Below are 24,494 nucleotides of genomic sequence, written 5' to 3' on the forward strand. Positions count from 1 at the left end.
CCGGCGCGCTCGCGGCGGCGCCGTCGTACCTTAGGTGCCGTTGTTAGCCAAGGCGTCGTAGAGTGGATCCGTGACACGAAAAATCGATAGCGCGGACGCGCTGCCCCTCCTCGCCCGCTTTCGCGCAGGTGAGGAGCTCAGCGCGGGTGAGTCGCGCACGGCGGTGCGCTTCCTTCTCGAGGAGCTCGCGGCGCGGCATCCCGGACACGCGGTGGAAATCCGAGTTCCGTATGTTGGCGCGGTGCAGGCGGTTGCCGGGGTGCGCCACCGGCGCGGTACCCCGCCGAATGTGGTCGAATGCGATGCAGGCACGTTCCTGGGATTGTGCGTGGGGACTCTGAACTGGGATGATGCCGTGGCTTCCGGGCGGGTGGACGCCTCCGGAACCCGCGCGAACCTCTCCGAGTTTCTCCCCCTGGTGCATGTGGCCGGCGCGGAGCGCTGAGCTGAGGGTGTGGAGTGCCGAGTTGGGGACGGGGAGTGCTGCGCCGCGGGTGCGTAGGGTAATTCCCCGGGCCGTGGGGCCGTCAAGTGTAAATCCTGGACTGTGCCGGCCTTGTAGTGCAACCTGGTGACAGAAAAATCGCCAAAACCGTGCGCCAATTTGCACTACGTTTTTCGGGCCGGCGCGGGAGCTGACCTCGGTAATCCCATAAGTCACACAAGTCTCTGGAGCCTCAATAGTCACACACGTCCTGGCGGGGGTGGTAGGTGTTTTCCGAGCTGTAGTGCAGATGTTGTACACGCGAAGTACGCCTCGGAAAAACACACCCATCTCCCGTCGGCGCGGGGTCGGCGGAATGGGCCATTTTCAAGATTCGGGGCTGCAAAACGTGCATTTCGGACTGTTAGGGGCGCAGAGTGTACGCCACGGACATTAAATCGCGGAAAAAACTGTCACCCATGTACATTCTGTGAGTCGGCCTGGTATCTCGCCCCTTCGAAGTGGGCATTCTAGACAACGCATCCCGTGTAGTGGGCGTATGAGACACGAAATCGCTCCGAAACGGTGCTCTTACGCCTTTCCGGGCTATAGGACAAAATGTGTTGGTTACGATACCGTAGGTATCCCTAGATTTAGCCCGCCGAGCAGGCCTTCACCCGAGCTCGATCCCGTGTTTACGCAGTTTCCGGCACCCCGCCCCGTTCGTGCATACCGTGGATTGGCCCTCGCCAGGGTCCACCGTCAAGCGTGCGAATCCATTGCTTTGCGGGGTAAACGGCGGCGGACGCCCCTCCCGCGTACCCTGCCGCATGCGGCGGGTGTGGAGGGCCGCCAAACGCTTGTATACGCGGACGACGGCGCGCTTTGCGTACGTGCAGGGCTTGGGCGGGCGCTGAGCGGGAAAATGGGCGGAAAGCGGGTCTTCAATCCGGGCTTTTCCGCGCCAGAATGCGGGAAAGTCGGGGTTAAACCAACACGTTTTGTCCATCCAAAAACTCGAGTCAAACCGAGTTTGAACCCGACTTTAGCCTGCTAGCAAGCCGAAAAGTCCGGATAAAACCAACACCAAGTGTCCTATAGGCCTCGTTCGGGGCTGGCTCAGAAACAATTGTGCCGGCAGCCCTGGGGCCGCCGGCACGTTCGTTACAGGAATGAGTACCTATTTGGTGGCTGGTGGAATATTGTTCGGATCGTAGTCATCCGCCCAGTCATCGTCATTGTCATCTGACTCGTCGTAATCTGCGTAGTCGGCGTAACGAGCATACGGATCATCCGAGGAATCGTAGTGGGATTCCTGGCGCTCATCACGATTAATACCCAGCTCACGCTCGAGAGCGGCGTAATCAGTATCCGGTGTAAAGTACTTGAGATTCCGGGCTACCTTACGCTGCTTAGCCTTCTGACGGCCGCGCCCCATGAGCTCGACCCCCTTCATCTCATCTGGGCTCATCTGGCCCGGTTTACTATTTCGTGACCTATATTAGCCGCTATGGCCTATATATGGCTATGTGACATACGCGGAAAGAGTACGGCGCTCCTCACCTTTCCCAGGTAGATGGCCCGTAAAGCGGCCACGAACCCCGCGACAGGTGTCACGCGCCACGTGGTTACTTGCGCCGGCGCCCGCGCCCGAAGATGGCACTGCCCAGCAGCGTGACTGCACCCAGGGCGGCAACGCCAAGGCCAGCCACCACGGCGAGCCCGGTTTGTTCCCCGCGCCGAGCATCGTCAATAACGTCCTGGGCTACCTGCGCGGCCGAGGGAATCCCTGCAGAGGAATGACCGGCAAAGGCATGACCTGCGGAACAATGGCCCGAGCGCCCGTGGCCGGTGGCGGCGTCGTCGTAATGATGCGCGCCACCGCACGCACCGCCACCGCACGCGCCACCGCACTCACAGGCGTGGTCGCCGAAATCGTGGTCGCCGCAACCGTGCTCACCGCCGCCACAACCGCAACCGCCGCCGCACACGGCGCCTTCAGCAACCGCCTCAACGTCGGCATCCGCGCAACCGCAGCCGCACGGGCCGCCGAAATCGGCACCGTCAGCGCCAGCACCGTCAGCGCCGTACGCACCAGCCCCATCGGCACCGCCGCCCAGGCCCGCGCCCGCGAGGTGTTCCTTCGCGGAATCGGCCAGATCGTTCACCTTCGCCTTCGCGGTATGCGCGAAATCCGAGGCTTTAGCAGAGGCCTTGGCAGAGGCATCCGCCGCGGTGCTCTTCGCGCTATCCGCGAAAGCCGCAGCCTTATCTTTCGCCGCCTCGGCAAAAGCGGAGGCCTTGTCCTTGAGGGTGGCCGTGGTGGTGGCCACCTTGTCCTTCGCGGCGTCGGTCGCGTTCTTGATATTCGTGCGCGGATCCAGGCGATCTACCAGCTCATTGACGGTGGCGGTCAGCTCCGCGCGGGTGCGCTCGATATCGCGCTGGATGTCCTCAGGTTTACGGTTATCGGAAGCGCTCACTTCGACAGGCCTTTCTTCACGGCGTCGACGTCCTTGCTCAGGCCGCCAACAAGATTAGTTGGATACTTTCCGGATTTCTTGAGTTTGCGCAGCCCCAGCAGCGCGAGCACCGCAATAATAAGGAGCAGAATCCCGGCAACCGTCAGGTAGCCGGCCCACCAGCGCCCGCCGAACACAACCGTAAAGAAGGCCGCCGCCGCGTGCAGCAGAAAACCGAGCATGAACAGCGCCAGCACCCCGGCCACCGCGAGGAGCACCCCGCCCATCCCGAGGTTGAGGACCTTGTGCTTGAGACTGGCCTGGGTGTACTGAATTTCGTCGCGGACCAGGGTGGAGAATTGCGCCGTGGCGGAGGAAAACAATTCGCCCACGGTCCGGCGGTTCGGTTCGCGCGCCGCGGCTGCCCGCGCTTCTTCGGAGGAGGACGCCACGTAGCCGGAGCCCGGAAGCGGCCCGGTGGTGCTTGCCCGTGCGTTCTCAACATCTTCTTGCGCCATCACATCCCCTTTGCGTCAGCCAATAACGTGGCGATAGATACATTCTAGTGTGCCGCAGAAAGCTTTAAATAGATAACGGGAAGGCGAAAATTTCTTCCTGAGCGAGGGCGCAGCGCTTACGCGTGCGCGCCGCCGCGCGCGGGCAGCGTTTCGTGCGTGCGCAGGTCCCCGCATCGCTCGCGCGCCGCCGCACCACAGAATAGTACGACGACGCCGCAGCCTCCCGCCCCGCCCGCTTACCTTGCGATGGCGATATCCCTGAAAATCCGCCCCACATCCGCGCGGGCCACCAGCCCGATAAGCACCCCGGTGGCATCCCCGGTGCGAGTGATGAGCACTGCGGGATGGCCGCGGTCGGTCAGGGCTATGCATACTGCCATGGCCCTATCGGAAGGTTTGGCGTAGAGGGGAGCGTCGTGCGTGCCGCTGTGGGCGAGGATATCCCCGGCCGGCACGTCGGCCAGCTGGGATTCTTTCCCGGCAGTCACCATTCCGGACACCCAGCGGGCCACCATATTGGTGGTGAGCAGCCCGATAATCGTGGAGCCATCCACCACCGGAAGCTGGGCGTAGCCGTGCGCGTCGAGAATAGCGGCGACGGTAGCGAAAGTATCCACGGGAGAGACGGTCGCGACGTCGTGAATCATGAAGTTTTGGATTTGCGGTTCGTTGCGCACCTGGAAAAGTAGCCGCTCGGCGGCTTCGACCAGGTCCGCGCGCGGGGTGGCAATGGGTTGGCCGTTCTTGTAGTTGTTATGCGCGATGGTATTGCGCAGATTGCGCAGTACCTCGCCCAGGTTGTTATTGCGAACGACGGCGGGAACCCGCTTTTCGTACGCCTTCGCCCAGGCATCCCCGAAACCACGTGAATCCAGGCCGGTGGCATGATCGAGCTCAGCCCGGAGGTCTTCCACCGCGGAGAGGAAACGCTGGGTGAGAGAGTTCGCGGTCGGGGAGGTGGCAGCGTCGTCGTTCATGCCACCATGGTAGCGAAGCGGGCCGCGTTGCACGGACTGGAGTGGGTGGGTGAACCGTGCAACCGCGCACCCGTGCACTCGCGTGCAACCGCACGCGAACCCCAGGCGAACCCCAGGCGAGCCGCACGCGAGCCGAAACGCGCTACCCGGTAAACCCGGTACCCAGGGTGCCCACCGGGCCGGGCTCGCCGTGGGTATTCGCGTGCCCGGAGCGCACCACCCACCAGCCGCCTAGCAGCCCGAGCACCGCGATGGCACCCCAGACGCCCACCACGGCCCAGCCCATCCCGGCCAGCGCCATAACCGGCACGAAGGACACCGCGGAAATCTCCACCGGAACCACCGGCAGGTAGGCATAACCGAATTGCTCAATGGTGCCCGATTCCAGCTTGGGATCCACGATGCGCAGCAGCGCCAGGCCGGTGGAAACAGAGCCGGTAGCCCACCCCCAGGTGAAGAGCTGGCGTTCGAACCAGCCCTCGCCCATGAGCCGCGGGGCCACCACCAGGCCCAAAACCGTGCACAGAATAAGACCGAAGAGGAACAGCAAGCCGAGGGCCAGCAGGTGGTCGGAAACGAATTCCGGCTGAATCGAAGCAATACCGCACACAATTAGAATGTCCGTGCACAGCCCGGAAACCGAGCGCAGCGTGCCCGCGTCGAGCAGGTGGGAAGCCCCCACCCCGTTCATAACAATCCGCACCACGATCCCCACCAGGAAGGCGATGGCGAAAAGCGGGAAGGAAATACCGGGGAACAGGTGCTTGAGGAGCTGACCAATCCCGTAGCCGGCCACCGCCACCAGACTCACAATCCCGACCTCGAAGGAGAGCGTCTCAATCGAACCGCCGGAGAAGGTGTGGTAGCCCAGGGCCGGGCGGCGCTTATTGGCATCGAGCACCCCGGTGAGGAGCTCATCGGGCAGGGAATCCATGCCGCGGAAAGCCTTGGCCTGCCCGCGCCGCGCCCCGAATTTCGCGAGGATAATCCCGCCGACCACCCCGACCAGCAGCCCCACCGTAGCCGAGGTAAAAGCCAGCGACGCCACTTCCGGCTGCCCATTTTCCGCGTAAATATTGCCCACGGCCGCCGCGGTACCGAAACCGCCCGCCCAGCCGGTGAACAGCATAATGCCCAGCACGTCCGGCGAACCGAGCACCGGAGTGAGGAACAGCAGCGCGAAAGCCATACCGAGCGCCACCTGCGCCCCGTACATAAGCACCCCGTAGGAAGCAAAACCACCCACCGCTTTATTGACTTTGCGAATATCAAAATCATCGGTGAGAGCCATGCAGGCAAACACAATAACAATAAGAATCGAGGCATACGTGCCCATATGCTCGGAGAACGGAATCCCGGTCACCTGCCACGACCCAATATGCCAGCCGCGGCTTTCCGCTACCGCCCCCAGCACATTCGGGCCGAGCACCAGCCCCAGCGCACCGGCAATCACCGAGGCGGGAACCAGCATATTCTGCAGCCACTTCACCCGGGCGCGCAGAAACACCCCAATGGCGAGCAGCAGGCCAATCATTCCGGCGTCGACCAGCATGGTCCACGGCGTATATGCGTTCATCGTCCCCTCCTACGATTGCGATAGTTACGTTCAGCGCGATGCGCGGGCGCTCGCGGTGTGCGATCTGCCCGGGCCCGCGCGATTCACGCGAAGCTTGCGGGAGGGGTGCGTGGAACCCACTCCCATTAGTAAAGATACAGTAAAACTATGGCGATTTTTTAGTTAGGTATGGTGCTGGGGGCTGCGATGTGCCGAGATTCACGCGCGCGCTCGCGGCCCGTTCGCGCCGTCGTGCGTCCCCGCACGGTTCGGTTGCCGCGCTTTTCCTTTTATTAACGACGACGCCGGGCCTCTCCGCCCGTGCGGACTCCCCCTCGATATGATGGCTATGGTGACCGCCACGCGCGCGACCCCGGCACACCAGGCCGGGGCGGCGGGGCGCGGGCGGCGTCGTCATCAAGGAGGAAAAATATGACGGATCTGGTGACTTTCGGCGAATCGATGGGGGCTCTGACCTTTACGGAATCTCCGCAGATCGGGGCGCGGCCGCGCGCGTCCTTCGGCGGTGCGGAAACGAATGTGGCCATCGGGATGGCGCGGCTGGGGCATTCCACCGCGTGGGTCGGGAGCGTCGGCAAGGACCTATTTGGGTACATGATTATGCGGACCCTGCGCGGCGAGGGCGTGCGCTGGGATCACGCCCGCCAGATCACCACCGCGCCCACCGGGGTGCTGGTCTCGCGCCACGCCGGGCTGGGGACCTTCGCGGTGGATTACCACCGTAAGTTTTCCGCGGGGCGCCTCATTACCCCTGATCAGATCCGCGCCATGTTTGAGCTGGAGCCAAAAATCGTGCATCTGACGGGCATTACCCCGGCGCTCGGGGAGGAAGCACGTGCCGCCACGATGCTCGCCGTGGAGCTGGCCGGGGAGCGCGGGGTGCCGGTGTCTTTCGATGTCAATTTCCGCTCGCGCTTGTGGGATGCTCAGGACGCGGCGCCGGTGCTCGCGCAGATCGCGCGCGGGGCGCATGTGGTCTTCGGCGGCACGGAGGAACTGGAGCTGCTCACCGGCGAATCCGAGGTGGCCGCGGCAACTCAGCGCCTGCTGGACTGGGGCGTTTCGGAAGTGGTGTGGAAAGATTCGACGACGGCGCGCGTGACCACCCCCACCGAGTCGGTGGAACGACCCGGGCGGCGGGTGACCGTTGTGGATACCATCGGGGCTGGTGACGCCTTCGTGGCCGGTTATCTTTCCGGGTGGCTGGAGGGACTTTCCTTCGCGGAGCGCCTGGACCGCGGGCACCTCCTGGGGGCCTTCGCGGTGGGCACCATCGGCGATTGGGAAGGCGGGCCCACCCGCGAAGAACTCACCATCGCGGAGATCTCCGGCGGCGAAGTGGCGCGCTAGCGCGCCGGCATTATCAACCTAAAGCTTTCCGAATGACTAAAAAGGGGCCATTATGAAGAAGAGCGTTGGTGTTTTAACTGGACTGGTCGTGTTACTACTAGGCGGTTGTTCGCAAAAACAACCAGACTCCTCCGCCGTGGACCCGTCAGGGGCTTCCGGCACAGTTCTCGACACTGTGACCTCCTCTCCGGAACCATCTTCTCGGTCTGCTACCACATGCGGCATGGGTGCGGAAGAGGCTTTTGCCGATGGTATTGCGCGAGCGCCGCATTTGCCCGATCTTCCTTGGATACAAGACATTCAGTATGCCGATCTCGATGGCTACGATCCGTGTGCTCCCCTTTCTGTCATTTCTGTTGCGGCAAGCCAATCCTCGGGGATACCCATGAGTGTCCAGATCCTTTATAGCCACGGTGAGTATCTGTATCCGGCTACAGGTAGTGACGTTTTCGGTATGCCGGCTAGCGTCGTACGAATATCGCCAAATGAAATTCAGATCAACTATCTTTATGCTAAAGCTGATGAAGATTCGGCGTCGGCAAGTGGCATAGCGTCGTCGATTTTTACCATGAACGAAGCGGAAACGGAGATTGTCCGCGTGGGCCAACTCCCGCGGAGGGCAGAACAGCTTACAACAACCAGTTCGGACCACTTTGATAAACCACGCTATGTCGACAAAGGCCATCGGCCGGGCGTTCCTGCTGGCGCATACATTGGGGCTGGCGGTCCGGTACCTGAAGGCGCGATTGAGATCCCGATCAGCGGTTATGATCCACAAAGCCAGCGGGACGTCCGAACCATTACTGATAAAGACGCTAATGTGACATGTCAGTTTTATGACCCGCCAAATGGCAGTGCTACCTGCGGGGTGAAGTCATATAAGGAGCGTAACCTCTATCCATCACACCCGGGTAACAGTGGTAGTTTGCCCCGTTGGTCCTTCTCGCTATGGCGAGATGAAGTTCCGGAAGCGCACGAAACTCAGGATATTCAACCGTATATGGTCAAAAACTTTGGTCACATGGTTGTGAAACCTAGAGAGGTTGTCTATTCGGGCCCGTATGTCTGTGTGGCAAGTAATTACGCCATGAGCTGTTGGAATACGGAAACAGGTCACGGGGTGTACATGGCGCGCAGTGGTTACCAGAGTTGGTAATGAGTTCTTTCTATACGCATTTAGGTGCAGCGAAAACAAGCTCTGCACTCACCTTGGTGCGGTAGGTGAGTGCAGAGCTGCACATACGCGAGGATGGCGCTACAGGATGGTGCTATTTCCTGGGTCGGCGCCTTAGCGGCGGACGGCGGGGGTGTCGGTGCCGTTGCCGTCCCAATCGCCCACGAAGAGCTGGTCGGAGGTGCGCCCGTAAGCGAGGACCTGGTCGGCTTCGCCAGCGGCTAGCGAATTCTTCACGTAAACGGTATTGCCCCGGCGCACCGCCAGCGTATCTACGCCGTCGCCGTTAAAATCGCCCAAAATTGTGGCGTCACCGGCACGGCCGTAAGAAAAAACGGTATCCGCCGCGCCGCCCGCGATGGCGTTTTTGACGTAGTACAGGTTGCCGCGGCGCACCGCGAACGTGTCCTTGCCGTCCCCGTCGAAATCGCCGGTGAGGACGGTGTCGCCCGCGCGCCCGTAGTGGACCACCCGGTCGGCCTCCCCGCCGTGCAGGGAATTGAGGACGTAGAAGGTATTGCCCCGCCGCACGGCGAAGGTATCCTTGCCGTCGCCATCGAAATCGCCTACTAGGATTTCATCGCCGGCGCGGCCGTAGGCGAATTCCACATCGGCAGCTCCGCCATCCACGCTGTTCTTGACGTAGATCTTGTTGCCGCGGCGCACCGCGAAGGTATCCTTACCATCGCCGTCCCAATCGCCGACGAGCACTTCATCGCCGGCCCGCCCGTAGGAAAATACGCTGGCGGCCTCGCGTGAGGTCCAATCATTGGAAACGTAGAAGACGTTGCCGGTGGCGGGGTTGTTGGGAGCGGGCGCGTTCGTGCCGGGAGTGCCGGGTGTAGGCGCGGGATTCGGCGCCGGCGCGGGTGAAAGGCGATCTACATCGGCCTGGGCGCGCGCCACATCGGCCTCCGCGGTGGCGAGCCGCTCGCCGAATTCCCCGAGCTGCGCGGCGCGAGCGGCGGCACGCTCCCGCTCGCCCTGAGCGGCGGTGAGCTGCTCGGCGAGTTTCTGGACAGCTTGCTTCGCGGCCTTCGCGCTCTCATAAGCTGCGGTCGCGGCCGTGAGTTTGGCCTGCGCGGTATCGAGCGCGGCCTTGGCCTCGTCGTATTCTCGGGCAGCGGTCTCAAGTTGCGTTTTCGCGATCTGGGCTTCCAAGGATTCAGGATCGCCCTTGGTAGCTGCTTCGAGTTCGGCCGTCGCATCTGCCAGAGCCGTACGAGCCACGGAAGATCCCTGGGCCATCTCATCCTTGAGGCCATTCATATAACTCTGCAGCGCGGCGGAGTAGTCCGCAACCGTTTGCGGCTGCGAGGTGTCACCGTAAAGAGGCGTGTGATCGAAAGTATTTGCCTGGATATTAGGGGCGAAAGCTATCCCGGTTACGGTGTAATCGCGGTTCACAATATTAAGGTAATGCCCGACTTTCGCGAAGTCCGTGACGCCCTGGTCGTGGAGTGCCTTTTCGTTGTGATACCAGAGCTTGAGGGAGAGCTCATCGCCGGGATAGTTCGCGGAGGCAAGGTTTTCTGCCACGTTGAACGCGTTAATATGCGTCATTTTATTGGTGCGAGATTGTGCATTGACCTGGAGCTGGGCGACGGCCATGAGGTAGTCCGTGACCTTGAGCGGCTCAAGCTGGTGTGCGGCGCGCAGCTCGTTGATCTTCGTAATGAGGCTCAGGGTTGTCGCCATGGAATCCAGGTTCGTGGCATCATCGGCTGCGCCCGGATGAGTATAGGACGCTAGTGGCTTACCCTGGTACTCCGTATTGGTGCTGAAAACATCGAGGGCTTTCTGGGCGCTGCGGGCTTCGTAAAACCCGAGGGTTCCCCGATCCCATTGCGCTTTCGCTGCGGTCTTGGATTCTTCAAGCTTGGCCCGAGCGGCATCCACTTGTTCCTGGGCGGCTTTGGCAGCCTCAGGATTGGGCGCAATCGCCTTATCGTAGGCGGCCTGCGCGGCATCGCGGCGGGCCCGCGCGGACTCGGCATTCTTGGCGAGTTGGGGCATGACAGAAGCTGCGTCGTCGTACCCCTTCTTTGCGGAATCGAAACTGGAAGCTTTCGCGACCGCGGCATCATACGCCTGTTGCGCGGCCTCCACCTGCGCGTTTGCCCGCGCGTAGGCCTGCGCGGCGCTCTGAATATCCGCGAGGCTCGCGCCGCTCGCTTTTATTTCCGCGAGGATGGCGTCCCGGGCGTTAATCGCGGCGGTGAGTCGGGCACGGGCCTCGGCGAGCTGGGTTGCGGAGCTATTACCGGGCGTGATGTCGCTGGCGGCGGCGGGAGCGGGGCTGAGAACCGGCAGGGCCTGGGCGGCGAGCGGGACCAGCAGAGCCCCCGTCATGAGGAGTGCCGATGTGCGCATAAGAGTCTCTTTCTGTTTCGACCGTGAAAGTGAAAGGGATAATTCCCGGAGCGCAGGTTAGTGGCCGTTCCTGGGCGTACGCCGGACGCATAGTGGGAAGAAGCTGGCCCGCGCCGCGCACGTCACCGCCGCGAAACCCCCACACACGACACCGGCGCCGCGGAGCGAATCGGATTCCCGAGGGAGATCGCGGTTCGCCACGCGGCGCCAATGGAGAGTTCAGGACTTGCGAGAGCTAGAAATAGAGCGAGAACGCTCTACCTTTTACTTACCGGTGGATCCGGGGCTGGCCTTACCGTCGGTGGTGTAGGACTTCGCGCCGGTTCCGGCGAGCGCCCCACCCTGGACGATAATGTAGGAATCGCGCAGCTGGCGACCAGCGAAGAAATCTTCGAGGATTTCGCGGGTGCCGGCAGCGTAGCGAGTCTGTGCGGACAGCGAGGAACCGGAGGTGTGAGGGGTCATCGCGTTGCGCGGCATGGTGCGCCACGGGTGATCCTCGGCCGGGGGCTGCGGGTACCACACGTCCCCGCCGTAGCCGCCGAGCTGGCCGGATTCGAGGGCCTTGACAATGTCGTCGCGCACCACGATCTCCGCGCGGGCGGTGTTCACGATGTAGGAACCGCGGCGCATCGAGTTGATCATCTTCTCGTCCACCATATGGTAGGTATCCGAGGTGAGCGGGGAGTGGATGGATACCACGTCCACGCTACGCATGAGGTCCTCAACGGTCTCGTGGTAGGTGGCGCCGAGTTCCTTCTCCGTCTTCGGATCGAGGCGGTACAGATCGTAGTAGTGCAGGTTCACATCGAAGGGCTTCATGCGCTTGAGCAGGGCGCGGCCGATGCGGCCGGCGGCGATGACGCCCACGTCCATGCCTTCCAGGTCATAGGACCACTTGACGGCATCTGCGATGTTCCAGCCCTTTTCGTCGGTGACGATACGGTGGGCGGGAACGAAGTTACGCACCAGGTTGAGGATGGTCATGGCCGCGTGCTCGGCCACCGAAATCGAGTTCGAGTAGGTGACCTCAGCAACCGTGATATTGCGCTTCATCGCTTCGGTGAGGTCCACGTGATCGGAGCCCACGCCGGCGGTGATGGCCAGCTTGAGGTTCTTGGCCTTCTCCAGGCGATCCTTGCCCAGGTAGGCGGGCCAGAACGGCTGGGAGATAACCACGTCCGCATCGGGAAGATGCTTCTCGAATTCCGAATTCTCGCCTTCCTTATCGGAGGTGACGATGAGTTCGTGACCGTTATCCGCGGCCCACTTCTTCAGGCCCAGGGCGCCGGAGACGCACGCCACCATCTCGCCCGGGGTGAAATCGATGCCCGACGGCGTAGGAGTGCTGGAGCCGCCCGGGTAGCAATCAATCGTGGGAATGGAATCGCGAATGTACTTGGGCGGGAAGCCGTCCACGGGATCCGGGTACAGCACCATCAGAATTTTCGCCATTAAAAATCACCTCTTTTAGTAGTGAGTCGCCGGCCACTTCGCCGGCTCGGTTAGTACTTTAGTCCCAGGCCGGTAAGGTGTGTCAAGACCCATTTTTAGAGTGTCGCTAAGTTGGTGCAAGGCGGGTGTGGAACGGCGGAAAATGGCGGTTTGCGGTTGTAATTTGTGATCGGAATTGTCTTATTTTTTATCGAAAATAACGGATGTGGTGCGGGCGGGTACGTGCCGTTAGTCCTAGCTTGCGGGTGCGAGGTGGTTCTTGTGTGTGGGAGCGTGTTGTTGGGGTACGTTTGCGAGTGGTGGCGTGAAAGAAGGGTGGCCGGTGAGTGAACACCGGTCACCCTTCTTTGCGTAGGTAATGGAGTGTATGTGGTTGCGGCCCGCTAGGCACGCTTCTTTCTGGCGACGACGCCGCTGCCCGCCACGAGCAATCCGCCAGCAAGAAGTGCCGCGGCCCCGGTGGGAGCTCCCGAGTCCGCCAGGCGTTTTGCCGGCTGGGCGGCCGTGGGCGTGGCTGAGGGCTCTGCCGCGGGTGATTCAGTGGGGGCGGGTGTTGCCGTTGGTGTTGCGGTCGGTGTCGGCGTTTCCGAAGCGGTCGGTGTTGCCGTTGGTGTTGCGGTCGGCGTCGGGGTTGCCGACGGGCTAGCCGTCGGCGTTGTTGTTGCTGATGGAGTTTCCGTTGGTTCGGGTGTAGGAATAGGGGTTTCCGACGGGGTAGCCGTAGGCGTTGGCGTGCTCGACTCGCTGGGTGTGGGTGATGGCGTCGTAGACGGTGACGCAGTGGGCGAAGGTGCCGTCGGCGTTGTCGTTGGTGATGGCACTGGAACGGGAGGGTTCTCCTCGACTGGGGTGGCTGTAGGCGTCGGTTTCGGTGCTGGAGGCGGAGGTGGTAGGGGTGGGACCGGCTTAAACGTTGGCCGGCGAGGTGGCACTGGAACCGGGGGCAGTTCTACGATGGGCGTAGACGTGGGCATCGGCTTCGGTACGGGAGGCAGAGGTATAAGTGGATCGGGATGGTCGATTATTTCCCTAATAATCGTAGGTGCCGCTTCATCTGGATTCGCCGTTGGTTGAGGGCTGTCTTGAGTGGCGCTGACTGCCGCTGTTGGCGTGAGGAAGGGCAAGGCGGTGATGACGCCAAGTCCGATGATACGTTTCACGGTAGGAATCATGATCTCCCCCTTTTATAGCAAATACGTCATTTATACGAATGATTAACCCCGCGGGGGGGGGGTGCTCAATTGCCATAATAGTGTGGTAATGGCCGTAACTTTATAAAAACTACCTAAAAAAGATTGTGATACTGAATACCATTCTGTGTTTGCGGTATTTATATAAAACACGTTGATCGTGCGCCTATTCGTTGGTGCGGTGGAGGCTATCTTAGCGAGCGTTCGTATCGTCCCTGCGCAAAGAGTTGGGGATGTGTTTGGGCGTTTTCTCGAACAGGGTCACCAAAACATGGATAAGGAGGTGGCGTGAATGCGAGAAAGTCTTGTTATAGCAAGGGGTGGGAGGTGGTGGCTCCGACCGGCGTCGATCCGGTGACCTTTCGATTTTCAGTCGAACGCTCTACCAACTGAGCTACAGAGCCGAAAGAGAAACACCCGGTTTCCCGGGCGTTCTTCCTTCGCGACCCCGACGGGACTTGAACCCGCGACCTCCGCCGTGACAGGGCGGCGCGCTAACCAACTGCGCTACGGGGCCATTTGCTAGGCAAATAACCATCGCGTACCCCCAACGGGATTCGAACCCGTGTTACCGGAGTGAAAGTCCGGCGTCCTAGGCCTCTAGACGATGGGGGCTCAAGAACGTTGTTCTCAAAGCGTCCCCGCTGAGGGAACGGGTATAAGCTTACGTAGGATTCCAGGTCTTAGCAAATTGAACGAGGGTGTTCTCGATCACCAAGCGAGTTTTCCGCGGTAATCCGCGCCTTTCAGGGAGGTGACCACGCTGCGCGAGGGCGGCGTCGTACCAGATAGGAGCCTTGTGGGCGCTTCCCGGCGGTCTCACGCCGGAGGCGAAAGGAGTTCGACGCCGCTTTTTCTGTCGTAGGCACCTACTAGGCTTTCAGACATGAACGCATCGGTACTCGCGGTGGCCCCGTCCGCCTGGAAAACGCTCTCGCTCGCGCCTTGGCTGCGGGCGGAAAGTGAGGCGCCCACGCCGGAACCCACCCCCACCTCGGATCTGCATGAAGTTGCCGAACAGGCCGTGGCTGCCACGGTTGATATCGCGCAGCTGCTCGGGGTGTGCCTGCTGGGTGCCCTCATCGGCTGGGTGATCGCCGTGGTTATCGTGGCGGTGGTCAAGGCCGGTTTCCGGCGCCATACCGGGCTTATCGATGTGGTGCGCGGCGTTCAGGTGCCCGCGCAATTCACGCTCGCGGTGGTGGGCGCGCGCTTCGGGCTGTTCTCCTATATGGAGAATTTCCCGGAACAGGATCGGCCTAATTGGTCACCCGTGCTCAAACACCTGCTGCTTCTCCTCATTATCGCGGGTCTGACCTGGCTGCTTGTCGGCGTGGTGAACGGGGCAGCGCGTTCCTACCTCAAATTCGTGGAGCGGGTAGCGGAAACGCGCTATCGGCGGGTGCAAACCCAGCTCCAGATTCTGCGGCGCCTGGCGGTAGCCCTCATTGTCGTTATCGGCCTGGCCGCCATGCTCATGACCTACCCGGGCGCAAAAGCCGCCGGCGCCTCACTTTTCGCCTCCGCGGGCGTGATCTCCCTGGTCGTTGGTATTGCTGCGCAATCCACCCTGGGTACGCTCTTCGCGGGGTTACAGCTGGCCTTCTCGGATTCCATCCGCGTCAATGACATCGTCATTTGGGATGGGAATATGTGCACGGTTGAGGAAATCACACTCTCCTATGTGGTCCTCAAAGTCTGGGACGGCCGGCGCCTCATCGTGCCCTCCAATAAACTCACCTCCACCACCTTCGAAAACTGGAGCCGGCGCGATCTAGACATTATGGGATCGGTGGTCCTCCAACTGGACTGGAGCGCCCCCATCGCGGAACTACGTGCCGAACTTGACCGCATCCTCGCCAACACTGACCTTTGGGATGGTGATACCGGCATCCTCGTGGTGGGGGATGCTTCCACCGCGAACGGCCTACAAGTCTCCGCGATTGTCTCCGCATCCTCACCCGGCGAACTCACCGACCTGCGTAACCACGTGCGTGAAAAGCTCATCGTGTGGTTGCAGAACAACGCCCCGGATGCCTTCCCACACACCCGTTTTTATAACGACGACGCAGCCTCGTCCGCCCCCGGTACCCTTGCCGCGGAAAGCGACTCGGATCAGCAGGGAACTGACGCCGAGCAGGCAGGAAGCGATGCGGCTGGCGAATCAAGCGAAGCTGAGGGGGAGCCTGAGGAAGCGGCGGCTGGGAACTCTGGTGACCGTGCCGAATCTGAGGAGCTCGCGCAGTCCGAGGCACACGCGAAATCTGAGAAGCGCACGAAATCTGAAAAGCCGGCCAAGCCCGCGGCTCGCCCAGTCACCCGCACCTCCATCGGTGCTCAAGAACAAACCGAACCGGATACCACTTTCGACCCGCAGGACTACCAAGAAACCCGCATTCTCTCTGCATCTGATATTGAAGCGGCGGTGCGCCCGGAGCGGGTACCGGTAGCCAGCCGGCCCGAAAGCCCTGCCGGTGGGGAAGGCCCGGCCACCCGCATCCGGGAAGGCCACGAAGCCTCGCTGTTCACCGGATCCATCCAGGCTGAAAAACGCGGCCAAGAATTCTCCGGCCCGGGTGCCGACGTCCTGGCAGAACGCGAACATAATGCCGCGCGCCGCACCGGCCAGCAAGAACCCGTCCACGAAGCTGGCAAAGTCCCCTCAGAATCATCGGCGCCTCCAACCGCCGTCTTCCCGGCCGTATCCGGAGAAGCAAGCGAACCCGACGCCGCCAAGCAAGCTGGTACCGCCAAGCAAGCTGGCGCACCTAAGCAAAGCGAGACCGCGAAGCAGCCTGAAGCCGCTAAACAAAGTAGCGACAATGAGGAAACTGAAGAAAGGAAAAGTCATGGCACGGATGCTCCCGCAAAGCGATGAAGAATGGGCCCGGGTCCTCACCCCGGCAGAATTTACGGTCCTGCGTCAAGCTGGAACCGAAGCGCCCTTCACCGGCGAACTCCTGAATGAAAACCGCGAAGGAATCTACCGGTGCCGGGCCTGCGGGGCAGAACTCTTCCGCTCCACCACCAAATTCGATGCCGGATGCGGCTGGCCCAGCTTCTATGACCCCTCCCGCACCGATGCCGTGCGCACAGACGTCGATTACAAACTCGGCTACCCCCGCACCGAAGTCCGGTGCGCCACCTGCGATTCCCACCTTGGGCACGTCTTCCCTGACGCACCCCACACACCCACCGGCCAGCGCTACTGCATGAACTCCGTCGCGCTCACCTTCGAACCCGCAAACACGTCTACAACCGCATAGATTCGGTAGAATCACCCGTGTTGCACACCGCCACCAAGGGAACTCCCCGGGCCGGCGGTGTCCACCGGGTCGCGACAAAGGAGAAACCATGCCGAGCCTTCATGTCATGTCCGCCAACCTTCAACAAGGTAAGCCCTCACGGCGCCCGCGGCCGGGCACGGACAAAGTGACATGGCAGCGCGAATCCATCAGCAAAGCCATCCGGCTCATTACCGCCGCAGGCCCGGAACTTCTCGCCCTCCAAGAAGTCAAAGTCACCACCGCCGGCGGAGACCTCTACGCACCCCTCCTCGCCGCCGGCAACTACCACGAAGCCATCTTCGCGCCCACCAAAAATGAGCGCGGCCGCCTCCGCGCCACCAAAAAGGGGGAAGCCCGCGGGGTCGGCACCGCACTCCTCTCCGTCTACCCCATCGGCGCTCGCGAGGTCATCAACCTCCCCGTCCACCAGCAAGAAACATGGCTGAAAACCCTGCGGACAAATATCGGGATTGGCGAAATCCCCCGGGTTGCGATCCTCGCCGAAATCAAGGTGGCGCCCGGGCACTCCGTCGTCGTTGCTGCAACGCACCTCACGTACACGTACCGCCTCAACGTCACGCAACTACGCACCGTAACCGGAGCCCTCACCGGATTCGCCCAGCGCTACGGGCTAGAGAACGCCCCGCGGCTCATCATCGGCGACCTCAATATCCGCGGCTGCGAAGTGCCACTCGCGGCAACCGGATTCGAAGCCGCCGCCGAAGCCCTCACCTACCCCTCCGATGAGCCAGAAAGTCAAATCGACCATATCCTCGGAACCGGGGTTGAGGTGCGGGCCGCGGAAAACCTCTTCCTGCCGCTCTCCGACCATCGCGCCCTACGCGCTACTGCAGTCTGGAAATAGGGCCACACCTCCACGCTCGAGACGCACCCTCACTCCGGAAGAACTCTGTCTACACTAGTGCTGTTATGGCCTCAGTACTGCTCAACTTTTGGGTGATTATCGCGATTATGCTCGTCGGCTACCTCGTCGCGCGCTGCAAAATCGTACCCCCGGGAAGCGACCGCACCCTCACCCAGCTGGTCTTCTACACCACGCTGCCAGCCCTCATGTTCACCACCCTCGCCAACTCCAACCCGGCATCCTTCTTCGGGGTGAACGGGCTCGCCAATATCATCTCCTCGGTAGGAACCGGACTCATCTACACAGCCCTGGCCGCCACCGTACTCAAAAGCCGCGGCACCGAACTCACCGTGGGCGCGCTCGTTGCCTGCTATACCAATATCGGCAACCTGGGCGTGGCCTTCCTCGTGGCCATCACCGGCGACCCCACCCCCGCCGCACCCATCCTGCTCTTCCAAATCCTCGTGATGGTGCCGGTCTTCTTCTCCATCCTCGATAACCAAACCGGCAAGAAAACCGAAGGCCTGTGGCGCACCATCCTCTCCCGCCTCAAAAACCCGCTGCTTATCGCGGTCTTCGCCGGACTCATGGTTGCCCTCCTCAAGATCCCCATCCCGGAACTCATCTCCGCGCCTCTCGAAAAAATGGCAGGCGCGAACGTGCCCATTATTCTGCTGGCGATGGGAATGTCCTTGCGCGGGGCGCGCCTACCCCGCTTCGGGCGTGAAAGCGCACCCCTCATGCTCGGCATCTTCTGCCGCCTCATCCTCGGGCCGCTTATTGCCTTCGGAGCCGGCTACCTCCTGGGCGCACGCGGCGAAGCCCTCATGGCCATCGCCATCATCGGAGCGTTCCCCACCGCCAACAATGTGTTCGTTTACGCGCACCGCTACCGCTCCGGCGTGACCATGGCACGCGACGCCGTCATCATCACCACGGTCGGCTCACTCCTCGTCATCCTCCTCATCACCGTCATCGCCCAAACGGTATAAGAGCGGCTTCGGTATGAGGGCCCGCGTAGGTAGGCCGCCCGTGCGAGGAGCGCGTCGAACGGTAGACGTGCTTTCGGTATGAAGGACCGCTCTTCCGAGCCGTGAGGCCGCCCCGGCGGAATAATATGCCGCGGAGCTACTGAGCTATTGGGATCCTCTACTGAGCTACTACCCCTTGACTGGGTTGTAATCCGGGCCGGGTTCCTCCCCGTCCACCTCGAAATTCGGCTGGTCGAAAGCATAATCCGGGTCCGGAGTGGCGGGCGTGGGGGAATTAATATCCGCGTTATCGACCACGCGTTCCTCCCCACCCAAGGTGTGCGACGCCGCCCTCGCCGTGACCGGCGAGGGAGATTCCTCAGCGCGAATATTGAGCTCCTTCGCGTTGTATTCGAGCAGCTGCTTGGCCACCGCAGTCCCCGCCAAATCGCGCAGATCCAATTCGGGAAGTTCCGTGAGCGGCTTATCCGGGGTGCGGCGCAGCACCTTAAACACTTCCCACACAATCGAAATCAGCGGAATCACAATAATCGCACCCAGCAGCCCGGCCACAAACGTACCGGCCGTCACGCCCACCGCAATCACCACCGGGTGGAGCGAGACCTGATGCCCCATAATGAGCGGCTGGAGCACATGCCCCTCGAACTGGCCGATCAGCGCCACGCCCACCAGCACCACCAGGGAAATAACCACGCCCTTCGTGGCCAGAGCCACCAGCGCCGCAATAATCATGGCCGCCGGCGCACCGAACAGCGGAATAAAGGCACCGATGACCACGAGCGTCGCCAGGGGAGCGGCCAGCGGCACCCCGCACGCCACCAGCAGAATCGCGGCCATCACGCCATCGCATAGCGCAATAAGGATGGTGCCGCGCGCGTAACCGGAGAAGCTGTACCACCCGGCAGTGGCCGCCGCGTGAGTACGCCGCCGCGCCCGATCCGGGAGCACATTAATAAACCACAGCCACATATTTTTCCCGGCTGCCAGGAAGAAAATCGAGCAGAAAAGCGCCAGCGCGATCAACGTGAAAGCCAAAGCCACCGTGCCGGCCTGCGAAAGCGCCGTCGACGCAATATTTCCCGCGTTATTCTGCAAGTACGTAGCCGCACGTTCGATACCCTCGTTCAGGCCCTCGCGCAACTCATCGACCGTAATATTAATCGGAATCGGCCCGTTCGCAATCCAATTAAAAATGCCATCCAGACCGCGCTGCATCTGCTCGGACAGGCTCGACCACTGATTCGCCACCGAATCAATAATCCAATAAATAATCCCGCCCAGCGCCGCGAACAGGCCCAGCAATGCCAGCGCCGTCGCCAACGCCCGCGGCATAATCCGATCCAAAAGATTGACAATCGGATGCAGCAGCGAGGTCATCACCAGGCCGAGGAACACCGCCACCAGCACCCACTGCACCGAAGCCGCCATGTGGAAAATACCCCAAATGGCAATAACCACGCCGATGAGGAGCCAGGCGCTCACACCCCACGTCACCAGCACCGGCTGCACCCCGGCCGGATGAATCTCCACAACGGTGCGCTGCGAACGCCCGCCGCTATCGGCCGGGTCCTTCGCGTAACGCTCCACGGCCTCTTCGGCCACGCGCTCAATCTGTTCGCGCCGCGACACCGCCGAGCGAATCCGATCCATCAGGGAGGGTGACTTCTTTGATTCCTTCACAAGCTTTAGCTTACTGAAGAACGGCCCGCGCCGGGCGCCGAACTCTAAGGCCGAGTGCAACATCTTTTGCGATTGGGAGTGTGGCCAAATTTCATCGGGAACATTAAGTCGGATAAAACTAACGCCAAATGTCCTACAGGTAGATGGGATCGGCTGCGGCAACAGTCCCAGTGCGGGTTCGGTTTATGATTCTCGTGGCTTGTTGGTGGTATAGGTTGTGGCTGCACCCATGAGAGTGCAGCCACAACCATTTGCTATGAAGCTACTTTATTTTGCTTCAAAATCGAGTTCGTCGGACGTCCAGACACGATTGGACGGTCCTTGTCGAGAGGGAAGGAAGTTGTGAGCGTACCGATAGCGTTCCTGCTTTGTAAATGGCTCTACGATGAAGCAGCGGCCACCTGACTGGCTGAATACGTTTGGTACCCAGCTATGTACACGCCCGCCATCGAGGATGAACCCTGCGTAAGAGGCAACAATGATTCCGTTACTTTCGGCAAGGAAGTCAGCATTGTCGTCACTAACTCGCCAATGTCCACTAACCTTTAGTTCTCCGGAGAGAACTTTCTTCCAGATATTGGGAGCGACATTAGCCTCAACCTCACTCAGATCTTGCTGCCTCTGTCCCCACGTGTCGTCAAAGAACAGGGTTGGTGAAGCTTCTTGAGATTCGACTCCCATCGAGCAAACCAAAGCTTTCTCCCCGTAGGGGATAAGCAGGGGCCGATTGCGTGCAGAGGCTAAGTATCCGATATCCCAACCTGAGTACTGCTGGTTTCGTTGACTAGCGGAATCATCGAGGATGGAGATTAGGCCAAGATCGACGAGTTTGGCCATTGCGTTTGATCCGATACCAAGAATCTGCTTGGCGGTTTCGAAGCCGTAAGTGGTTTCTTCGAATGAAAACATTGATGTATCCTTCCAGTTCTGCTCCGGGGTAAACCGGAACGTGACTATTGATCGGCGTGGATTCCGCGAAGCGGCAAGCTTGCCACTTCGCGGCTCCGTGGTTATTAGTGTATTGAAACCCTCCGACGGTGTCAAGTGGATTAGGTGGATCTGCCTAGTCCACGCAATGGGGGTGTGTGACGTTCTCTAACTGGATGTCTGATGTGCCATCTCGGGCCAAGAGTCAACACTATCCCTCAACCGCAGTTCCTTGTTCGAGCGACGTCTTCTGGCAAACTCGAGGAAGATAGTTCTGCGATATGAATTACCGCACTCTATAGCCACGTTCTGATCTTGGCTAAAGTTGTCGGCGGGATACTACTGCGCCTGTGCCGTCAGCATGAGGATGGTGGCAGGGAAGACGGCACCGACCGTGGCTTGATTAGCTTCTGCACGATGAGCCGAATCCGGAGATGGCATCCTTTGTGTGCTGTGGAACGGTGATAACGCACCGCTGTTGCGGGGGAGGTGTTCGCTCGGATCGTGTGTGACGGTCTGGGTGAGGCGAATCGGGCTGTACCTGTTGCGATCAAATCGATGGGCGTGGACGTGACCTGGACGCTGGAACTGGTATTACGAATATCGGAACTCCTGGGGTGGGCCGGTAGGTGAACATAAAGGGAGTCGGTTCACACCAGCCTGCATACTTCACATTCCAGGGCTTGGCTTTAATGCGTAGGTCGGTTACTCGCCGATTTATGACGGGGAAGAACGTTTCCCTTTACCTGGCTATTCGCGCCGCCTCCCCGCCGCGCTACTCATTTGGCCGCAGCAGGTCAATTTCGCTTTCCAGCCACTCGGCGAGCTCACCGGCGGCAATATGCGCATCGATCTCCACCTGCTCATCGGGCTCCTCAATGCCGACGAGGAAGGCTTCCCCGCATTCCCCGAACGGCACCGCGATGACCTCGCCATCCTCGCTGCCCGCCCACCAAAACTCGGGGCTGTAGCCGGCGGCGGCCAGAGTCTCCCACACCACCCGGGCGCGCTCCTCATATTCGGGAGTGAAACGCCCCACCGGCGTGCTCCACGCATCGGGCAAACCGTCCGGAATACGCGGGAACACCGCCGCCGGATCGCGCCCCTCAAGCATCTCGGCAGGCACAATACGCGGAGTATCCCGTTCGCTCACCCGCCCGGGAGCCACCGGAGTGAGCTCCAGCTGGCCGTTGGTAAGATCACCGGCCCGGAAGCGGGCGGTCCCTACAGCCACCAGCTGCCCGGCCAGCGCGGCCACATCAGCCTCGCCCTCGCCCGGCTCGGAAAGAAGCGCCGTGACCCCGGTGGTGGAAGCATCCACAGGCGTGGCGGACAGCACGAGGGCGGCGTCGTCGGAAAGAATCTGGCGCTGCTCCGAGCCGTTCGCGTGCGTGATCGCAACAAGGCAAAAACCCTGCTCGGAAGGGGTGATATCGAGCGCGGCAATGGGCTGGCCGGAAACGGTGAGCGAGGTGATGTTCATGCTTCGAGGATACTCCCCGGCGCCCGTGCTAACCTGGGCCCGGGCGCACCAACCGCCGCGGACGAGGGAGCCGTACCCGCCCAGCGCAAAGACGGCCACAATTTTTATGGCGTGGATTATTTTGCTCCTTTCCGGAGCGCTCGAAACCGTATGGGCAGCAGCCCTCGAAAAATCCGAACATTTTTCCAGGCGCGGGCCGGTCGCGGTCTTTCTCCTGGCACAAACACTCTCCCTGCTCGGCCTGGCCTGGGCCATGCGCGAAATCCCCACCGGCACGGCCTACGCGGTGTGGGTGGGCGTGGGCGCGAGCCTCACGCTGGTCTACGGCTGGCTGAGCGGCCAAGAAAGCACCTCGCGCGCTCGCGTGCTGCTGCTTATTGTGCTCGTCGCTTCGGTGGTGGGACTCAAGGTGGTGAGCTAATGGCCTGGGCGATTCTGGTGGGTTCCGGTATTTTCGAGGCAATATGGGCGACGGCGCTCGGCGATTCGCGCGGGCTCAGCCGCCCGCTGCCGGCGCTTGTGTTCGGCGTGGCGCTCATTGTATCCATGTGGGGGCTTTCCCGGGCGCTGCGCGAGATTCCGCTCGGCACAGCTTACGCGGTGTGGACGGGGACCGGCGCGGTGCTCACCGTAGTAATCGCGGCCGCGCGGGGAGTGGAGGAACTCAGCGTGCTGAAAGTGGTGTTCCTGTGCGGGGTCGTCGGCGCGGTGATCGGGCTGCGGGTGGTGGAGCGGCGGGAAGAGTTGGGCAAGAATGAAACGCGGGCGAAGCCAGAAAACTAGGTGTCAGGTCCGTACCGTGACAGGTGCATATTGTGAGATCATGAACACATGATTTCTCGTGATTTACACTCGCTGGGTTTTGACTTCCCCGAGTGGGAAGATCTTGTTCGAGCGGTTATTGATACACATTTCCCTACGATCATTCGCGAGGGTTCTTTTGCGGCCGTAGGTCTCTACCAGGATACTGAGGGTGCGGGGGTGCTCGTCACGCGCTATTACGACGGCGCCACTTACACTTTCCCGGCTCTGCGGGGTACTCCGGGGCATGACGTGGCCGCGGTGCTGGTAGATGACACCACAGCACTCTTCGAGCTTTACTCGCCCGACTATCCGGATATTCCGGCCCGCACCCTCATCGCATATGTGGATGATCCCTTCATGTATGACAAGTGGGAAAATGGTGAAGACGAAGAATATACCGGGTATGAGGACTATCGGTTGAGTGCCGTTGCTAAAAAAATGGCGGTGTATTCCTCCTGGGAGGAGTGGAACGGCGGTCGCGAAGTTAACGATAACGGCGTCATGCGGCCGGTGGCGAAGGACGATCCTCTTGTGGGTGAGCAACTGATTCTCAGTGTGAGTCTTGCGATACATGGTGAGGAACTCGAGGCTGGCGAGGTAGATAACCTCACTCCGGATATTATCCTGCGCGGAACGGTCCGTACCGCGGAGCTGGTCACTAATGCCTTAACCGGTCAAAAATGGTGGCGCTGCGAAGTGGATTGTGGATTCCTAATCACGCTCGCCCTGCCGGAGGATATCGATCCGGCACCGGCGCCTGGCAAACTCGTCGATGGTCAGGCGATCCTGCTAGGGTCCACGGGCTTTTGGGAGGATAAAGAGCCTGGCATCTACCAGCGGCGCGGCTAGGGTGAACTGTGAAGTGGTGTCCCTCGACGAGCGAAGAAAATGGTAGGCCCCGTGGGATTCGAACCCACAACCCTTGGATTAAAAGTCCAGTGCTCTGACCGTTGGAGC

Annotated in this window: 20 protein-coding genes and 3 tRNA genes; 10 read left to right on the plus strand and 13 right to left on the minus strand. The window is 61.1% G+C overall.

Features of this window, described 5'->3' with window-relative positions:
- Window positions 1-70: 70 nt before the first annotated feature.
- Window positions 71-445: a sterol carrier family protein gene (locus QP305_RS07300; protein WP_284904732.1), complete on the plus strand. Its 375-nt coding sequence runs from the start codon at window positions 71-73 to the stop codon at window positions 443-445.
- A 1,159-nt stretch (window positions 446-1,604) separates the two neighbouring features.
- Here QP305_RS07300 and QP305_RS07305 read toward each other — a convergent pair.
- The 5 genes from QP305_RS07305 to QP305_RS07325 all read right to left on the minus strand — a co-directional run bounded on the left by QP305_RS07305 (window position 1,605) and on the right by QP305_RS07325 (window position 5,957).
- Window positions 1,605-1,880: a DUF3073 domain-containing protein gene (locus QP305_RS07305; protein ID WP_236624486.1), complete on the minus strand. Its 276-nt coding sequence runs from the start codon at window positions 1,878-1,880 to the stop codon at window positions 1,605-1,607.
- Between the two features lie 172 nt (window positions 1,881-2,052).
- Window positions 2,053-2,907, minus strand: a complete 855-nt coding sequence (locus tag QP305_RS07310) for a DUF3618 domain-containing protein (protein WP_284904733.1) — start codon at window positions 2,905-2,907, stop codon at window positions 2,053-2,055.
- Window positions 2,904-3,404 carry a phage holin family protein gene (locus tag QP305_RS07315; RefSeq protein ID WP_284897222.1) on the minus strand — a complete coding sequence of 167 codons (501 nt, stop codon included), beginning with the start codon at window positions 3,402-3,404 and terminating at the stop codon, window positions 2,904-2,906. The genes QP305_RS07310 and QP305_RS07315 overlap by 4 nt, the downstream gene beginning before the upstream one ends.
- A 236-nt stretch (window positions 3,405-3,640) precedes the next feature.
- Window positions 3,641-4,381: a CBS domain-containing protein gene (locus QP305_RS07320; RefSeq protein ID WP_284904734.1), complete on the minus strand. Its 741-nt coding sequence runs from the start codon at window positions 4,379-4,381 to the stop codon at window positions 3,641-3,643.
- Window positions 4,382-4,523: 142 nt separating this feature from the next.
- On the minus strand, window positions 4,524-5,957 hold the full coding sequence (locus QP305_RS07325; protein ID WP_087069769.1) for a sodium/glutamate symporter: 1,434 nt from the start codon (window positions 5,955-5,957) through the stop codon (window positions 4,524-4,526).
- A 411-nt stretch (window positions 5,958-6,368) separates the two neighbouring features.
- Between QP305_RS07325 and QP305_RS07330 the strand changes: the two genes are divergently transcribed.
- Complete coding sequence (locus QP305_RS07330; RefSeq protein ID WP_284897221.1) at window positions 6,369-7,307, plus strand: sugar kinase; 939 nt, start codon at window positions 6,369-6,371, stop codon at window positions 7,305-7,307.
- A gap of 52 nt (window positions 7,308-7,359) precedes the next feature.
- Window positions 7,360-8,463 carry an LppP/LprE family lipoprotein gene (locus QP305_RS07335; protein ID WP_284904735.1) on the plus strand — a complete coding sequence of 368 codons (1,104 nt, stop codon included), beginning with the start codon at window positions 7,360-7,362 and terminating at the stop codon, window positions 8,461-8,463.
- Between the two features lie 132 nt (window positions 8,464-8,595).
- On the opposite strand, the gene QP305_RS07340 is transcribed toward QP305_RS07335, so the two are convergent.
- The 5 genes from QP305_RS07340 to QP305_RS07360 all read right to left on the minus strand — a co-directional run bounded on the left by QP305_RS07340 (window position 8,596) and on the right by QP305_RS07360 (window position 14,114).
- Complete coding sequence (locus QP305_RS07340) at window positions 8,596-10,854, minus strand: CAP domain-containing protein (protein WP_284904736.1); 2,259 nt, start codon at window positions 10,852-10,854, stop codon at window positions 8,596-8,598.
- A gap of 264 nt (window positions 10,855-11,118) precedes the next feature.
- Complete coding sequence (locus QP305_RS07345) at window positions 11,119-12,309, minus strand: NAD-dependent formate dehydrogenase (RefSeq protein ID WP_026428718.1); 1,191 nt, start codon at window positions 12,307-12,309, stop codon at window positions 11,119-11,121.
- A gap of 1,518 nt (window positions 12,310-13,827) precedes the next feature.
- Window positions 13,828-13,903 (minus strand) — tRNA-Phe (locus tag QP305_RS07350).
- A 39-nt stretch (window positions 13,904-13,942) separates the two neighbouring features.
- Window positions 13,943-14,016 (minus strand) — tRNA-Asp (locus tag QP305_RS07355).
- A gap of 25 nt (window positions 14,017-14,041) precedes the next feature.
- Window positions 14,042-14,114 (minus strand) — tRNA-Glu (locus tag QP305_RS07360).
- A 271-nt stretch (window positions 14,115-14,385) separates the two neighbouring features.
- On the opposite strand from QP305_RS07360, the gene QP305_RS07365 reads away from it, so the two are divergent.
- The 4 genes from QP305_RS07365 to QP305_RS07380 all read left to right on the plus strand — a co-directional run bounded on the left by QP305_RS07365 (window position 14,386) and on the right by QP305_RS07380 (window position 18,643).
- Window positions 14,386-16,377, plus strand: a complete 1,992-nt coding sequence (locus tag QP305_RS07365) for a mechanosensitive ion channel family protein (RefSeq protein ID WP_284904737.1) — start codon at window positions 14,386-14,388, stop codon at window positions 16,375-16,377.
- Window positions 16,349-16,765, plus strand: coding sequence for a peptide-methionine (R)-S-oxide reductase MsrB (msrB, locus tag QP305_RS07370; protein ID WP_284904738.1), 417 nt, complete (start codon window positions 16,349-16,351; stop codon window positions 16,763-16,765). The genes QP305_RS07365 and msrB overlap by 29 nt, the downstream gene beginning before the upstream one ends.
- An 88-nt stretch (window positions 16,766-16,853) precedes the next feature.
- The gene (locus QP305_RS07375; protein ID WP_284904739.1) at window positions 16,854-17,651 is read left to right on the plus strand and encodes an endonuclease/exonuclease/phosphatase family protein; all 798 of its coding nucleotides are present in this window, start codon (window positions 16,854-16,856) and stop codon (window positions 17,649-17,651) included.
- Between the two features lie 65 nt (window positions 17,652-17,716).
- The gene (locus QP305_RS07380) at window positions 17,717-18,643 is read left to right on the plus strand and encodes an AEC family transporter (protein ID WP_284904740.1); all 927 of its coding nucleotides are present in this window, start codon (window positions 17,717-17,719) and stop codon (window positions 18,641-18,643) included.
- Between the two features lie 168 nt (window positions 18,644-18,811).
- Here QP305_RS07380 and QP305_RS07385 read toward each other — a convergent pair whose 3' ends face one another.
- From QP305_RS07385 to QP305_RS07395, 3 genes are all read right to left on the minus strand, one after another.
- Window positions 18,812-20,323: an AI-2E family transporter gene (locus QP305_RS07385; protein WP_284904741.1), complete on the minus strand. Its 1,512-nt coding sequence runs from the start codon at window positions 20,321-20,323 to the stop codon at window positions 18,812-18,814.
- Between the two features lie 267 nt (window positions 20,324-20,590).
- Window positions 20,591-21,232: a hypothetical protein gene (locus QP305_RS07390; protein ID WP_284904742.1), complete on the minus strand. Its 642-nt coding sequence runs from the start codon at window positions 21,230-21,232 to the stop codon at window positions 20,591-20,593.
- A gap of 793 nt (window positions 21,233-22,025) precedes the next feature.
- Window positions 22,026-22,733, minus strand: coding sequence for a hypothetical protein (locus tag QP305_RS07395; protein WP_284904743.1), 708 nt, complete (start codon window positions 22,731-22,733; stop codon window positions 22,026-22,028).
- A gap of 106 nt (window positions 22,734-22,839) precedes the next feature.
- On the opposite strand from QP305_RS07395, the gene QP305_RS07400 reads away from it, so the two are divergent.
- The 3 genes from QP305_RS07400 to QP305_RS07410 are packed head-to-tail and all read left to right on the plus strand — an operon-like array spanning window position 22,840 to window position 24,386.
- The gene (locus QP305_RS07400; protein ID WP_284904744.1) at window positions 22,840-23,154 is read left to right on the plus strand and encodes a DMT family transporter; all 315 of its coding nucleotides are present in this window, start codon (window positions 22,840-22,842) and stop codon (window positions 23,152-23,154) included.
- Window positions 23,154-23,516, plus strand: coding sequence for a DMT family transporter (locus QP305_RS07405; protein WP_284904745.1), 363 nt, complete (start codon window positions 23,154-23,156; stop codon window positions 23,514-23,516). Before QP305_RS07400 ends, QP305_RS07405 begins: the two co-directional genes overlap by 1 nt.
- A gap of 48 nt (window positions 23,517-23,564) precedes the next feature.
- On the plus strand, window positions 23,565-24,386 hold the full coding sequence (locus tag QP305_RS07410; protein WP_284904746.1) for a hypothetical protein: 822 nt from the start codon (window positions 23,565-23,567) through the stop codon (window positions 24,384-24,386).
- Window positions 24,387-24,494: the final 108 nt, after the last annotated feature.

The organism is Actinotignum timonense, from assembly GCF_030216305.1.
In the GTDB taxonomy this organism is placed as follows: domain Bacteria; phylum Actinomycetota; class Actinomycetes; order Actinomycetales; family Actinomycetaceae; genus Actinotignum; species Actinotignum timonense_A.